Source organism: Brasilonema angustatum (assembly GCF_059505445.1).
In genome coordinates, this window is record NZ_JCACKO010000097.1 from 1 (window position 1) to 15,404 (window position 15,404).

Sequence of the window (15,404 nt, forward strand, 5' to 3'; positions counted from 1 at the left end):
GACTATTCAAGTGCAAAGCACCCACAGGTTGATAACCCGCAACTTGGGTTAATACAAAACATAGTTGTATAACCCAGATTCCGCACCTTGATCTGTGAACTGTTACAGAGCATAATTACTGAAAAAATTTTTCAAGTAATTAATTATGCCTTGATATTGGGGGCAAATTTTGTTGGAAATACACTTGATCAGTACGCCCAGTATTTTAGATAGCATCCTTGCATCTTTAAAATAGTGAAAACCTTTGACAGCCAGTTGAGGGGGCGGAAGATGGGTTATAAATCTTTCTGTGTGGCAGATCTGAACCAGCCATAGCCGTATTCATTGGGACAACAGACACTTCACCCAACTCAGCTACAGCAGGCAAATTATAGCCACAAATTTTATCACGACAATGTACCTCACCCTGTGGAAAAAAGCTGTACAAAACGTGAAGCGAACTTCGTTCCGCTGCGCTAACGCGCATGGTCATAGGACTTACGCACGCGCTACGAAAAAGAGTGGGTTGCGATTGCTTCCCTATGCCCTCCGGGCACGCTGCGCTAACGGTCGCAATGACTATAACTACGTTGTTCGTGCGTAAGTCCTGTTAATCATTATTCCAAGTTTTGTAGTCCCATTGCAATCTTGCTGTGCTTCTCAATTTGCCCCATCACTTGTTTTGCCCGTGCAATCACAACCTTTGGTAAACCCGCCAACCTTCCCGCTTCAATCCCATAAGACTTATCCGCACCTCCTGGTTGGACTTGGTGCAAAAAGATAATTTGGTCAGCTAATTCCTTCACCGTCACTTGGTAATTAGCAACATTTGGTAACAGCGAAGCCAATTCATTTAACTCGTGGTAGTGCGTCGCAAAAATCGTCCGCGCCAGAATCTCCGTTGCAATGTACTCCGCCACCGCCCAAGCAATAGAAAGACCATCAAACGTCGCGGTTCCCCTGCCAATCTCATCCAACAACACGAGTGATCTTGACGTTGCATGGTTGAGAATATTCGCCGTCTCATTCATCTCCACCATAAAAGTCGATTGACCAGTCGCCAAGTCATCTACTGCACCTACACGAGTGAAAATGCGATCGCACACTCCCAACCTAGCAGACCCAGCAGGCACAAAACTACCAATCTGCGCCATCAGCTGAATCAACCCCACCTGACGCAAATAACAACTCTTACCACTCGCATTCGGACCAGTGAGGATAATTAAATCAGGAGATGAGGGAATATTTTCTCCCCCTGCTCCCCTGCTCACGCCAGTCGCCTCAACGGAGGGAACCTCCGCACGGTGAGACAGCGCTGCAGGAGGGTCTCCCGACCTAGGCGACTGCGTTAGCGCAGCGGAACCGGAGGTTCTCCCCGAAGGGCGCTGGCTCCCCTGCTCCCCTGCTTCCCCTCCCAGCTGCGTCGAATTCGGCACAAAAAATCCTGCAGGCAAAGACTGTTCCACCACCGGATGACGTCCATCCACAATCATAATTTCTCGTCCTTCCACCATCTCCGGACGACAATAACCTTGATAAACTGCCAACTCAGCCAAACCACACAACACATCCGCCGCTGCTACCGCACGGGAAATATTGCGAATAACTTCCGCCTGTCCCCCCACTTCTTCCCGCAACGCCACAAAAATCTCATATTCTAACTGATTCAAATCATCTCGCGCCGTGAGAATCCGTGCTTCCCGTTCCTTCAACTCAGGCGTGATGTAGCGCTCCTCATTAACCAGCGTTTGCTTGCGTATATAATTAGACGGCACTTGGTTGGCTTTTGCACGAGAAATGCTAATGTAGTAACCAAAAGTTTTGTTAAATCCCACTTTCAGCGTCGGAATTCCCGTCTTTGCTCTCTCCTCAACTTCCAAATTGGCAATCCATTTTTGGTCGTCTTCGACAGTTGCACGTCTTTCGTCCAACTGAGTATTTACCCCAGGGCGAATCAACCCGCCTTCTTTGATATGTATGGGTGGTGACTCCACCAGATGGGCGCGAATTTTCTGTGCCAGTTCTTCTAAAACAGGTGGTACCTTTTGCAATGCTTTCAGAAATGGAGAACGAGCACTACCCACCAAGCGGGATAATTCCGGTAAACGAGAGAGCGAGTCTGCCAAAGCAACTAAATCCCTTGCATGAGCAGTACCAGAACCAGCCCGTCCCGTCAGGCGTTCTAAGTCATAAATTTGACGTAATAACTGCCGTAGATCTTGACGAAGAGTTGTATTTTCTACCAATTCTTGGATAGTCTCTTGCCGGGAACGAATACCCTTAACATCAAGTAACGGTTGTAATAACCACCGTCGTAACGCACGACTGCCCATCGCTGTACTGGTTCTATCCAAAGCCCACAAAAGCGAGCCGACAAAACTACCATCGCGGACAGTTTGCGTAATTTCTAGGTTACGACGAGTTTGATAATCAACAATTAAAAAGTCAGTGAGGGTATAGGTGCGTAACAACTGTAAGGGAATTGCGTTTTCTTTTTGCGTATCTTCTAAATATTCCAGCAACCCACCTGCGGCGCGGACGGCTAGCGGGAGTTGGTCACAGCCAAGTCCTTCTAGGGAGCGTACTTTAAATTTTTGCAACAATCTTGCTCTTGCTTCTGCTTGAGAGAAGGGAATTTGCGATCGCAAACAATAACAAAAAGATGGCGGCAAACATTCGGGTAGATGTTCCGATTTTTCTCCTGCACGCAGTAGTAAACTTCTCAAGTCTGGTGCATTGGTAGGAACGAGAACTTCCGCAGGCTGCAAGCGCATGAGTTCCTGTGTCAAATGTTCTAAATTGCTACCTTGCGTAGTGAGGAATTCACCGGTAGAAATATCTGCATAAACCAAACCCCAATGCTCTCCAGCCATGACCACAGCCGCCAGGTAATTATTGCGACTTGACTTGAGCATTCCTTCCTCTAGCAAAGTCCCAGGCGTCAAGATACGGGTAACTTCTCGCCGCACCAATCGGCCAGCAGCTTCTGCTGCATCTTCCACTTGGTCGCAAATCACAACCGCATACCCTTTTTCCACCAATTGCGTCGCGTGGCGTTCCCAGGCGTGATGCGGTACACCACTCATCGCCACTCGTCCTACGTCGCCTACAAGCTTGCTGGTGAGGGAGAGTTCTAATTCCTGCGCTAAAGTCACAGCATCTTCAAAGTAACATTCAAAGAAATCTCCCACTCGATACAGTAGCATCGCGTGAGGATACTTATCCTTGATATCCACATAATGCTGGAACATTTGAGTCAGCTTACTGCGATCCACTAGCCGATGATCGGCGTGAGGTGCAGTTGGGTTACTGGGTTGGGTTGTTTGGGATGCAGAGTAAGAAGCGCTCATCGATGTCTACCAATACACATGACAACCTGCCAATATCCGATGATACCTTGATATCGAGGATACTCTCAAATTGTTCAAGGTTTTTAACTCTTCGACGAGTTCAGCTAGGAATCTGGATAGAAACTGTTAATTCTTAACACTCCCCACGGCTATCAAAACAAGGCGTTAGCTCGTTTTAACTTAAAGCTGGGGGATTCTTGGCGGGGGCGTCGGAACTTGCAAGGGACTGGCTGGCGGCTATTATAGCGATACTCAATTTCCTTCCTACAACTGACAAATTGCTTTGAGAACTTGTAACAATAAGATTGAACGCTGTCTTTCCATCAAATTTAATTCGCTCATCAAGTGATAAGTTTGAAGATGTCCCTGTTGGATCTTGACAAACTGATAACTTCTTCCATTGGTTGTCAAACCCCAAACTGATTCTTGATGCTCTAAACTTTTATAAGCGTATGTCAGCAGTTGAGGTAATCCTGTTGATATGTCAATCTGACTTTTTTTAGATTCAATTAATAATACCCAGAAAAATGCATTAACTTTTGTACGTTTGGCTTTGGTAATAGCTAAGATATCGAACCTACCTTTGATTTTTGTATCTTCATCTTCAACTTCTATATCAGCTATATCCTCTTCCAAAATAATCTCTATAGGGTAGCGGTAAAAACCAGCCAACCTCATCAAAAGAGCAAGGACAAGAAACTTTACCTGCCCTTCGGAAACTGTGCCAGTTGTGAGGTAACGCCGAAAGTCATCCCGTATTTGCACAAGTTCTTGCTGTTCGACTTCTGTAAGTGGCTCGATAATAAGGGTGTGAATGAGTCACTGTAATGTTATTGGAAGCCTAAAAGGCGCTGAACATCTTCCAATGATAAATTGCTATCTTTGAGGATTGTCATAGTTATGTTGTGCGTATTTTGAAGACTTATTTTCCTTTAAATTTTATAGCAACCAGACTTTTAACAGTTATCAAGTAAGTGCAGTATCAGTTCCATTCCTTAATGAACGGTCGGTTCACTACTCGAAACATTCACGCATCATAAACTTAAAAGAAAAATCTTTTTTTGAACTTAGATCCAAAGCGCTTTGCTGAGGACGCGATCGCTATTATCTAAGCGCAAAGCCCATGAATCAAGCGTGATTCGCGCGTTTTTAGTGGAGGAAATACGCGCTTCGCCATGTGGGAATACTTTGAATTAAGCCCAGCGAGTGGCAAGTTGAAATCTTCCAACGCGAAAGCCCAATGTCCGCAGCACGCACGCTCCTGCAGGACTGGTTTTACCAGCTAGCTGCCTGGTAGCTATTCACTGATTTCACGGAAATTTCTAAATTTCAGATTTTTCCTTGCGAAATGGACTAATCAGGCGGTGATTCTAAGCATACAAACACATTGAGGAATAACAATGACCATTACAAATGAAGCTGCTTCTGCTCAACTTAATAAACCTGTTCTCAAGGAAGGTTCAAAAGGTGACGCTGTTAAAGAACTGCAAAAACTGTTATTAAAATGGGGTGCTTTTGTATCTCTTGATGACGAGGGTGCTTGTGTATTTCCTGGTGAAGAAGTTGTTGACGGTATATTTGGTCCCAAAACAAAAAGTGCGGTTATACTCTTCCAAGGTAAAGTGTTTCTTGTACAAGATGGAATTGTTGCAGATAAAACTTGGCGAGCACTTTTTCTGAATGCGCCAGTTGATATGCCTATCCTCAAGAAAGGTAGCAAGGGAGATCTTATAAAGAAGGTTCAAGAAAGACTGGCGATCGCCGACTACTATAACGGTAAAATTGACGGTGATTTTGCTAACAGTACAGAAAGAGCAGTCAAAGCTCTGCAAAAGGAGGCAGAGTTACCTGTGGATGGAGTTATTGAAGCTCGCACCTGGTTTGCGGTAAGCCAAATTAATACAATTTTCTGTTAATTAATTCGCTTTGAAAAGACCCAGTTTCTTTGAGAAATTGGGTCTTTTTGATTGTGGGACTTTTAGAAACTAACACCAAGTTTGTACAACTCGACCTGTTAATTGCTGTCCCAGCCAAAATGTATTACTAGAAAGTGTATGTAGATTTTGCTTTTCGACTTTCCAGTTTTGCTGCGGATCAAATAAAGTGAGTTCCGCTTTTTGACCTGGCGCGATTGCACTTATTCTCTGTTGTAAACACTCTGCCGGACGAGTACTAAAAGCTTTCCACAATTCTAATGCTGTAAATTCTCCTGTTTCTACTAGATGCTGCCATAAAAGAGGTAATGCTAACTCGTAACCAATTGCCCCTGGTGGTGCTTCGGCAAAAGCAACGGTTTTTTCTTCGTAGGTGTACGGTCTGTGGTCTATGGCTATTGCATCTATTACACCCGTCCGTACTGCCTGCCGTAACGCTGCTACGTCATTAGGAGTTCCCAAAGGGGGCTCTAAACGAAGACTTGGATTATAGCTTTTCAGTGCTTGCATGTCAAGTAAAAGATGCATCCAAGTGGTACTGACGGTAATCGGTAGACCTCTGGCTTTGGCTGATGCAATCAGTTCGACACTGCGAGCAGTGGAAACACGCATGATATGTACTGGCGTACTTGTGGCGGTGACTAATTCCAACAAAGCGGCGATCGCAGAGGTTTCCGCACTAGAAGGTATAAAAGGCAGCCCAAAACGGATAGCATCTGGAGCTTCCCGGATCACGCCATTTCCCATCAATTGGCGATCGCAACACCAAAATGCAACTGGTTTCCTCAAAGGTTGGATATATTCCAACACCCGACGTACCAGCCCAAAATTTTCCCAAGGCTGACTATCAGTAAAGCCAACCACCCCAACTGCTGCCAAGTTTGCCAATTCAGTCATTTGCTTGCCAGCAACATCTAAACTAATTGCACCCCAGACATTGACCTGGGGAGAAGACAATGAGGACAAAGGAGAATTTTGCTTCTCCCTCATTTCTACACCAGTCACCTGCTCTGGTAAATCTTCCTGGAGTTTACGCTTACCCTGGCGCTGGCTTTTCATCTGGCTCATCACCTCCAACTCCCCTCCTCGCTTCTGCAACTGTGCTACCACAGCCGGATTATCAATCACGGGTAGGGTATCGGGTAAGATACTAATTCGTGTAAAGCCCCCAGCAGCAGCAGCTTGCAGGAGAGACACGAAGGTTTCGCGTTCTTCAAATCCTGGTTCTCCAGAGTGGCTATACAAATCTACCAACCCTGGTCCTAATATCAACCCTTGACAATCTCTGACACGAGTGTTGCTTGGCACATCAGAAATGTGATTCGTTACAGACTTGATATAGCCATCATCAATGAGCACATGAGCAATTTGGTCAGTTCCAGAAACAGGGTCGATAACCCTGACTTGTTGTAGCAGTTCACTTGTCATTTTCGCTATCAACCATCAGCTATCAGCTATGAGCTTTTTAACTTTTATATATTCTTAACTGTGCGCTTGTGTTACGTAACCCAAGAATCAACTCGCGGCAAAAGGCTGAGGGGGCAAACATTACAATGCTACAATGCTCCCGCCGCTGTTTTATCAAGTACGCCACCACCTAAATGAGCGGTAATGTTCATGGCTTGCAGTACTGGTTTGCCACTTGCTTCCAAGGGGTAGTCAATAACACTTACTGCACCGTTACCCTGACGAAAATTCCAAAAATGCTCTGACGATAAACCCAGAACGTGACAAAGCAGGGTTTTGTTAGTAGCATCATGAGCAACAACTAATCCAATTTTGAGTTCGTTTGCCAATGCAGTTTGGACAATTGACTCCCACGCTGCGACACTACGTTCCCAAACTTGTTGTAAGTTTTCTCCTTCTGGCATTTGGACTTGTGCTGGGACTGTTCGCCAGCGATCCAACTCTCCTGGAAATTCCTGCTCTATTTCTTTTTCTAATTTACCTTCCCAAAGTCCGTGACTAATTTCCCTTAAACCATCCTGTAATTCCAAATTGACATCAGTATGATACCGCAAAATAATTTCTGCAGTTTCTTTAGGACGCACCATTGTGCTACTGAGTGCAAAATCAATCTCTACGTCTTTGAGAAACTGAGCAGCTTTTTGTGCCTGCTGTTTACCATTGTCGTTGAGGGGGACATCAATTTGCCCCTGAAATCTGGTTTGGCGGTTCCACTCAGTTTCTCCGTGACGCACCAGCAACAACCTTACACCTTTGTGATTTGGGCGAAATGAGGGCAGAATATCTCCTAAATGTTGCGTCTGATTCAGAGATTCTAGTTGGACAGGTTCTCCCAATCCTCCAGAAAAATTCAGTACACTGATGCAACAGTTAGATTGTTGTATGGAATGGTAGCGTTCTGGAGGGATTTCCAGTGCCGTGCTCAAAAGAGCACGATTAATGCCATTATGTCCCACAACAAGTATTGTTTCGTTTGGATGGCGAGCTAAAACTTCTTGCCAAAACTGCCGCGCCTGTTCGTACAAAGCCACAACAGGAAAATGTTCTGTTGTTTGCTCACCGTCTTTTACAGACATCCGCAGTAGCTGAGGAGTTTCCTGCCAAATACGGTAGTCTTCACGAAACTTCTCTTTCACTTCAGCAGAAAGCATTCCCTGCCATAAAGGCAGATCAATTTCCATTAACAGATCAGAAGTTTGGGGAATAGCAGACTGCTCAGTATGAATTGTCAACTCACGGTGAATAATATCTACTGTATCTTTTGCACGTTGCAAAGGACTGCTATATATTGCATTAAATAGGAAATTACTGAGGGCTTTGCCTACTTGAGTAGAATCACTACGACCTTTTTCAGTTAACTTAGAAGCATCCAAGCGTCCTTGTACGCGTTTTTCGGTATTATAAGTACTTTGACCGTGGCGCACGATAATTACACGAGTCACGTTTTACCCTCCTGTATCTAAAGGAATCATTCTACTGTAAAGTGTTAGCAGAATAATCTCTTGACAGAAGTCTACCTCATGTGTTGACTACTCTTGCAATTACCTGAAAATGAAGATCCCTCCAAGCTTATAGGCATTTTAGCCCAAAATCTGGAGGGTATTTGAGTTTTTGGATTGTTATGGAGATTTTACCCAAAAATTTCCGTAAAACAACAAGAAAACTCATTATTTCTATTAATTTCCATCTTTATCTAGATCAACCTGTACTTTCACCCCATCATTACTGTAAAACGAGTCATCTCCTTGGGGGAAAAGCAGATTGTTTGGAGTTGTTAACGGTTCTCTACGACGTAATTCGACTTGATCCCCAAGTTGCAAAACATCACCTTGATATACACTTTCTGCATAATTTTTTTGTGGGACATTATTTTGAGAATTTAGTCCTGTAAAAAATCTTGCGAAATCACCTTCGGCTGTTCTATTACTTACGCCAGTTAAGGAATTTCCTTGAATTGTGTAATTCCCAGTTTTTGAGTTTGATGAGACTGAGGACTGTGCGTAAACTTTGGTTTGTAATCCGGCAGTTGCCGCTAGTATAGCCAAGGCAGAGAATATTTTGAAGTTCATTGTTTTTCCCCAAACTTTAGATTATTTTTTGCATAAGTATGAAAAAGCTTTTTGACTTAGCAGTATAGAGTCAGCTTTATACAACAAACGTCTTGGAATAAACGCTTTTTGAAGTTTAAAAAATTTTCTAATAGCCAAAAAGCTAAACCATAGCACGTTATTCAGAGTTTATGTTTGAGAACGCATTATGGAACAAGCACAATTTTTTATGATTGTCGAGCTTGATTAAGCTCTACAGGTTGAGTTTACTGCTGTGCCCCTAATTAGCGAGGTATTAGATACTCACTCTTAATAATTGCTGTTGTCTGTTAATACAAATAAACAAGTACTTTCTAGGATATTAAAGATTTGTAGATTTTTCCTCTTATTTGAGAGATATGTCTATAAGCATAGATGAAATTTGCTAATCTCATTAGCGAACCAACAACGCCAACACTATTGTTTCGTAGATTTATGGTTGTGGTTTCACAGATACATCCCTGGCATATTCTGATCAAAAAATATGCCATGAATTCTCAGGATTAAGAATGGGGTTATAAAACAGATATATACGAAAAAAAACCAGCAATGTCCTTTGATACCCAACTGCTACCCCGCATCAATGCCAAATCAATGCGGGAAGATGGTAAACAATATTACGTAGATACTCAGGGAAATCGCTTCCCTAGTGTGACGACAATACTTAACGCCACCAAACCCCAAGAAGACCGTGATCGGCTGTTAAATTGGAAAGCGCGTGTTGGAGGTGAAGAAGCCACCCGAATTACAACAGGAGCCAGTCGTCGAGGAACGCAAACCCACAAACAAATTGAACGTTATCTACTCGGAGAAAATCCTACTTGTCCTGAAGCCAGTCGTCCTTATTGGGAAAGTATCAAACCTGTTTTAGAAGAAATTGATACAGTCAAACTTGTGGAAGGCTCAGTCTTTCACTACAACATGAGTTATTCCGGCAAAGTAGATTGTGTCGGAAGTTACAAAGGTATTCCCTGCATTTGCGAGTGGAAAACAGCAGACAAACCTAAAGGTTCTATTGAGCGTTTATATGAACATCCTCTGCAATTAACAGCTTACATAGGAGCAGTTAACCAGTGTTATCTTGAATATGATATTGAAATCAATCACGCCCTGTTGGTTGTAGCAATACCAGACACAGAAGCTGAGGTATTTTGGTTTGAGCCAGAAGTCATGAAAGATTACTGGAAGCAATGGGAACAACGAGTTGCTGAGTATTGGAAACGTAGAAACAGTTGGAGTTGGTAAAGCAGAGTTCACACATTAACTACGCAACGAAATCCAATATGACAAGTTGAGGTATCTACTGTTTCTGGATGACGTGCGGCTGGTCGATAACGCTGGCAGTAGTTAGGGGCACACAGAAAGGAACCACCTTTGAGTACCTTTCTGGGTATTTGGGAGGGTGTATTTGGGTCAAAGCTCTCTTCGCGTGTTCCACCTCTGGGGTTGACCGGAATACAGCAAGATTTTGTCTTATTTTCCGGGTGAGAATCTCGATACCAGTCAGTTGTCCACTCCCAAACGTTGCCGATCATATCGTACAAACCATAACCATTTGCAGGATACGAGCCGACAGATTCTGCTCCTGGAGAGCGCGGCTTTAGGTTTTGCCAAGGAAACTCACCTTCCCAAGTGTTAGCCATCCGCTTACCTTTAGGAGCAAATTCATTTCCCCAAGAGTAGACAGCACCCTCCAGCCCACCGCGAGCCGCAAATTCCCACTGTGCCTCTGTTGGTAACAATTTACCAGCCCAAGCTGCGTAAGCTTCAGCATCTTCATAGGCAATATGTACCACAGGATAATTGTCTCGCCCTTTGATAGAACTTCCAGGTTCGGCTGGATGTCGCCAGTTTGCACCCGGCACATAAACCCACCAGCTACAAGTTTGTAAATTCACTGGATGTTTCGGCTGCTGAAAGACAGCCGAACCAGGTACTAAAAGTTCCGGTATAGCTCCAGGATAATCTTCTGGCTTTGGTGGACGTTCTGCCACTGTCACATAGCCAGTTGCTTTCACAAAACGTTGAAACTGTTTGTTAGTAACAGCATAGCGATCCATCCAAAAGCCATCTACACGGATAAGATGGGCTGGAGCTTCCTCTGGGTAATGGTGGTCAGACCCCATCACAAAAGCGCCACCTGGTATCGGGACCATATCTTTATCAGGTGCTTTACCAGGACGCTTGATCGCGATTTGTCTACCAGATTTACCAGATGAAACCTCGTGATGTACTGTACGTTCCTGCATGAATGACTTTTCCTTAAGCTGGGTAAGGCAGTACTTGTCCGTTCCATTCCTCAAAGCGATCGCGCAACTGCTGGAATACTTTGGGATTGTTATCCTTAAGATCAGTTTGTTCGCCTTCGTCAGCAGCAAGATTGAACAGATATTCCTTCTCTCCCTGACGCAAGTACTTCCAATCCCCACTTCGGACTGCTGCTTGGAGTTGCCCTGAAGGACGCCCACCAACATTAGATTTATAGCGCCAGAACAGCGTTCGAGGATAAACGGGTTTTTTGCCCACAAGAACTGGAAGCAAATTCCGACCATCAAGTGGATAGTTGGGGTCGGGTGAAGTACCTGTTGCTGCCAGAATTGTTGCTGTTAAGTCGAAAGTGATAAGAACTTGGCTGTTCACTTGGTTTGGTTGAATCACTCCGGGCCAGCGAATAAAAGTAGGGACTCGTATACCACCTTCATACAAACTGCTTTTTCTCCCTTGAAAAGATCCGATATCAGAGTATCTCTCACCCCCGTTATCACTGGCAAAAATGACTATGGTATTATCAGCCTGCCCAGAATCTTTTAAAGCTTGCAAGACTTTACCAACTCCCTCGTCTAGCCTTTTTAGGATCGCAGCGTAAGTTTCTTTTGACCCTCCGGCAGTATAATCGTTTGAATTGTAGAAAGTTCGACTCAACTCTTCATCTTCTGGTCCTTCCCAAGGCCAATGAGGTGCATTGTAATGAAGGCTCAGGTAAAACGGTTGATTGCGGGGTCTGGTGAGGAATTCAACAGCACGCTCAGTATACAAGTCTGTAGCGTAGCCTGGTTTATCTACAGGCACCTCACCTTCATAGAAGTCAAGTTCTCCAGCTACACCTTTGTGGGTAAAGTAGTCGATCCCCCCACTGTAATTTCCAAAGAATTCGTCAAAGCCACTCTTGAGTGGACCGTAATCTGGAAGAAAGCCAGCGTGCCATTTACCAACCAATGCTGTCTGATAACCATTGGCTTTTAAAAGCGAAGCGATCGTTGGCTGTTGAGGCGGTAATCCTACATTGTCACTTTCAACTAGAGGTTCTTGAAGACCAACTGGCAATCGCGCTGGATAACGACCTGTAAAAAAGCCGATCCGTGTTGGCGTGCAAACTGTTTGCGCTGCATAAGCATTGGTGAAGCGTGTACCTTCGGTTGCCAACTGGTCTAAATTCGGCGTCTGATAGGTTTTTCCATAAATACCAATGTCGCCCCAGCCCAAGTCATCCGTCAAAATAAACAGTATGTTCGGACGCTTTCGTTTGGCAGCGACAGCAGAAAACACACTCGATCCTCCTAATGTCAAGACTGTGCTGGCAAGTGCTGTCCCCACAAACTGACGACGACTAATTGGTGGTAGTTTGCGTTTGTTCATTGATTTCTCCTGATCAGTTTTTGATTACCTAGGTTAAGCATGGTGATTCGAGCCTGAGTGATGAAACTTCAGACTTGTTGGACACACATTTGTGATCTATAGGCTACAAATTGATTGGTGCTATGTCCCTGCTTATATTCCGGCAATAGGATCGGCTAACAGTATTTTTACTAAAGACATAATTGCACATATAGAATGCGCAAAGCAAGTATTTTTATAACAAATTGTGTCGAAGATGACAGGAAAATAGATTAGTAGCCTTCACTCCTATTTTCAAGTTAGGCTGGAGTGGATTGTGTTTTAGAAAAAATTGCCTTTCAAGCCCTTGCCGCAAATTTTCTCTGAAGGTAGAGATATATCCATTGACAGAAAACAGAAATAATAGGAATATAAGCGCCGGTCAAGTCAATAGTAAGCTGCTTGACCATCAAAGGTCAGAGGTTAAAGAGGAATGGGGCGATACGAAAGGCGACCAGATAACCCACGAGAAAAAGGCGATCCATATGGGACAGCAGAAAGTGCCTTACGGGCTGTCACTGAGGAATTGCAAATTCTCCAACGGAATTTGCTTAGGTCTTTACAGGAAGATACCAAGCGGTTGCAAGCAGAAAAAGACCGCTTAACTGAAGACATTAGACGCCTGGAAGAGGAAAAAGAACATCTTCAACAGGCGTATCAAATTAATGAGCAGCAAACGTTAATTCGTCAATTGTCACAAGTATTAGCTAATCATATATCAACGCAGCTGCAATCTTCTTTGGGAACTTTAGCTACCCAAGCTATGGAGCGTGTTTCCCAACCACTGGGAAGTTCTGAATCTGTACAAACCAGTCGCTCCACCAGTGAAGCAAATGAGTATGCAGAAAAACTTTTGGGTTCTTTGGATGACACCCTTACTATTACCTTTAACTCACTGCAACAGGAGTTGAAAAACTATCAAAGCGGTCTTTCTCAGCAGTTGTCCCGAATGATAGTCCAACAAAGGGAAGGCGAAGCAATTTTAATAGAATTAGTGAATAGTCTGCGTAGAGAACTGGAACAAACAACACAACATTCACCATCTGCAATTGCACCAGTTCCCTCTGGTGAGATTGAACAAATTCTACAACAGCAACAGCTGAGTTCTGAGGAAGTACCAACAAAGTTGCAAAGAGATATTCCTCCAGAAACTACAATTTTACCTAGGAGTTTACCCCAGGAAGAAACCCCTGCTTGGAATTCTCTTTCCCAAAGTATAGTCTCGCCAAGCGAAACAACTCAGTCTCCTCCTGTGTTAGAAGAACCAACTCCGGTAGCATCTCCAAGACGCGCCGTTTTAGAGCCAGAAACATCTCCTCCACCAGAACCACAACTTACACCAAGGCAGAGGGGAATTTCTTCTTTACAAATCACAGGAATTATCCTGCTTGCATTGTCAACAGTAGCAACAGCGCTGTATAACGTAGCTATTAAGGTAATTTTCCTGCCTGGCTCCCAAATTTTGGGTGTGTTTGATGCACAACGCCTGATCTCACCAAATTTGGGTAATTCACTTTTCATTTTGATGCTCAGGATGCTGGTGGTTCTACCGCTAATGTTGCTTTTGGCTCCCATGCTACATTCACGAGTATGGCAAGATCTGCAATACCTGAGTGACTCAGTTCGAGGAAACTCCAGTAATCCGAGTACAAAACAAGTGTTGATACTGTCAATTGTCAGTGGATGCTTTTTGTTCCTCTCTCAGGTACTCATCTACCTTGCCATCGGTCAAATTCCGACTGGGATGGCGATCGCACTTTTCTTTGTGTATCCAATTATCAACGGACTGGTGTCATGGTTTTTGTTCCGCGATCGTCTAACTTTATTCAGTTCTGGCGCTATAGCTGTTATTGGCATGGGTGAATTATTGGTTTTAGGAAGTTCTAACAGTAGTGTCATTGGTAATACTCGTATCGGCAGCATTGCAGCAATTGCTTCAGGAGGTGCTTTTGCTGTGTACCTCCTAGTCTCCCGCATGTGTGCAGCCAAACTTCATCCAGTGTCTCTTACCTTAATCAATTTTGCTACGATGTTGCTGTTGTCTGTCTTCGGTTTGATACTGCCTTTACCCACAAGTTGGAACTTGCAACTAAACCGTGGTTACCTGCTAGAACTTGTTTTATGTGCTTTCCTATTGGGTGTACTAACGCTCTTCAGCTATCTGTTCAATAATTTTGGAATTCGTAAAATTGGTGCCTCACGCTCAGCAATTATCGGTGCCAGTATTCCTGCTCTAACGGTCATTTTTGCTGGGTTGATTCTTCAGGAAACTTTGCAACTTGAGCAAGTTTTGGGAGTGCTGCTGGTTAGCTTTGGAGCAGGGGCTCTCTGTTTTGAAAAAATCCGCAGGACTAAGCCTTTTCATCAGTCTTCGCAGTGAATGAGTCCCCGTCCCAATACGGTTCGGTTTAACGGAACCGTATTGGGCAGGTGGATAGTGTGGTTCACAATTGTTGAAATGGGCTGCAAGTAAGAGTCAGAATGGGCTTTGCCCGGCTGCGCTAGTACCGTTTCACTTTTAGGTTGATACAAATGGGCAGCACTTGGGTGCAGGGTGCACCGGAGCAGGGGAAAATAATTGCAGAAAAATCATTTGTATCAAGCCCGGTCGTGAAATCGTATAACAGCAATTCTGATTCAGAATATCCCCACGCATAAATCCGGGGGCTTTAGACCATTATTCATTCACTTTAGTGGAAACGGCCACGCCTTACGGTGAGTAAGCGCGCTATGCAGCAGGTTGTCGTCACCTGCTGCATAGCGCTGTATCACTAGTTCCACAGCTCGTTCGTTCTGAACACCCTATGGCTAACGCCACGCCTTACGGCTATCGGGGAGAACCTGAGCCCTATGGCTTACGCCACGGCTGCGCCTAACGGGGCACGGCCCCGTGCCGAACGGTTCCGCTAGCCCCTAAGGGGGCCGGAGCTAAC

9 protein-coding genes and 1 pseudogene are annotated in these 15,404 nt (G+C 44.4%); 3 read left to right on the forward strand and 7 right to left on the reverse strand.

Annotated elements, in window-relative coordinates:
• Positions 1-596 precede the first annotated feature (596 nt).
• Positions 597-3,329 carry a DNA mismatch repair protein MutS gene (gene mutS, locus AC5JM2_RS16565; protein WP_495835960.1) on the reverse strand — a complete coding sequence of 911 codons (2,733 nt, stop codon included), beginning with the start codon at positions 3,327-3,329 and terminating at the stop codon, positions 597-599.
• A gap of 264 nt (positions 3,330-3,593) precedes the next feature.
• Positions 3,594-4,225, reverse strand: a pseudogene (locus AC5JM2_RS16570) (restriction endonuclease subunit R).
• A gap of 504 nt (positions 4,226-4,729) precedes the next feature.
• Here AC5JM2_RS16570 and AC5JM2_RS16575 point away from each other — a divergent pair.
• On the forward strand, positions 4,730-5,245 hold the full coding sequence (locus tag AC5JM2_RS16575) for a peptidoglycan-binding domain-containing protein (RefSeq protein ID WP_495835961.1): 516 nt from the start codon (positions 4,730-4,732) through the stop codon (positions 5,243-5,245).
• A 69-nt stretch (positions 5,246-5,314) separates the two neighbouring features.
• On the opposite strand, the gene AC5JM2_RS16580 is transcribed toward AC5JM2_RS16575, so the two are convergent.
• The 3 genes from AC5JM2_RS16580 to AC5JM2_RS16590 form a co-directional block, all read right to left on the reverse strand.
• Entirely contained in the window at positions 5,315-6,691 is a 1,377-nt protein-coding gene (locus AC5JM2_RS16580) for a dihydroorotase (protein ID WP_495835962.1), read from the reverse strand.
• A gap of 128 nt (positions 6,692-6,819) precedes the next feature.
• Entirely contained in the window at positions 6,820-8,172 is a 1,353-nt protein-coding gene (locus AC5JM2_RS16585) for a histidine phosphatase family protein (protein ID WP_495835963.1), read from the reverse strand.
• Between the two features lie 234 nt (positions 8,173-8,406).
• Complete coding sequence (locus AC5JM2_RS16590) at positions 8,407-8,799, reverse strand: hypothetical protein (protein WP_495835964.1); 393 nt, start codon at positions 8,797-8,799, stop codon at positions 8,407-8,409.
• 567 nt (positions 8,800-9,366) lie between these two features.
• Between AC5JM2_RS16590 and AC5JM2_RS16595 the strand changes: the two genes are divergently transcribed.
• Complete coding sequence (locus AC5JM2_RS16595) at positions 9,367-10,062, forward strand: PD-(D/E)XK nuclease family protein (RefSeq protein WP_495835965.1); 696 nt, start codon at positions 9,367-9,369, stop codon at positions 10,060-10,062.
• 8 nt (positions 10,063-10,070) lie between these two features.
• Here AC5JM2_RS16595 and AC5JM2_RS16600 read toward each other — a convergent pair whose 3' ends face one another.
• Together AC5JM2_RS16600 and AC5JM2_RS16605 are read right to left on the reverse strand one after the other, a co-directional pair.
• On the reverse strand, positions 10,071-11,066 hold the full coding sequence (locus tag AC5JM2_RS16600; protein WP_495835966.1) for a formylglycine-generating enzyme family protein: 996 nt from the start codon (positions 11,064-11,066) through the stop codon (positions 10,071-10,073).
• 13 nt (positions 11,067-11,079) lie between these two features.
• Entirely contained in the window at positions 11,080-12,453 is a 1,374-nt protein-coding gene (locus AC5JM2_RS16605) for a sulfatase-like hydrolase/transferase (RefSeq protein WP_495835967.1), read from the reverse strand.
• Between the two features lie 451 nt (positions 12,454-12,904).
• On the opposite strand from AC5JM2_RS16605, the gene AC5JM2_RS16610 reads away from it, so the two are divergent.
• On the forward strand, positions 12,905-14,851 hold the full coding sequence (locus AC5JM2_RS16610; protein WP_495835968.1) for an EamA family transporter: 1,947 nt from the start codon (positions 12,905-12,907) through the stop codon (positions 14,849-14,851).
• Positions 14,852-15,404: the final 553 nt, after the last annotated feature.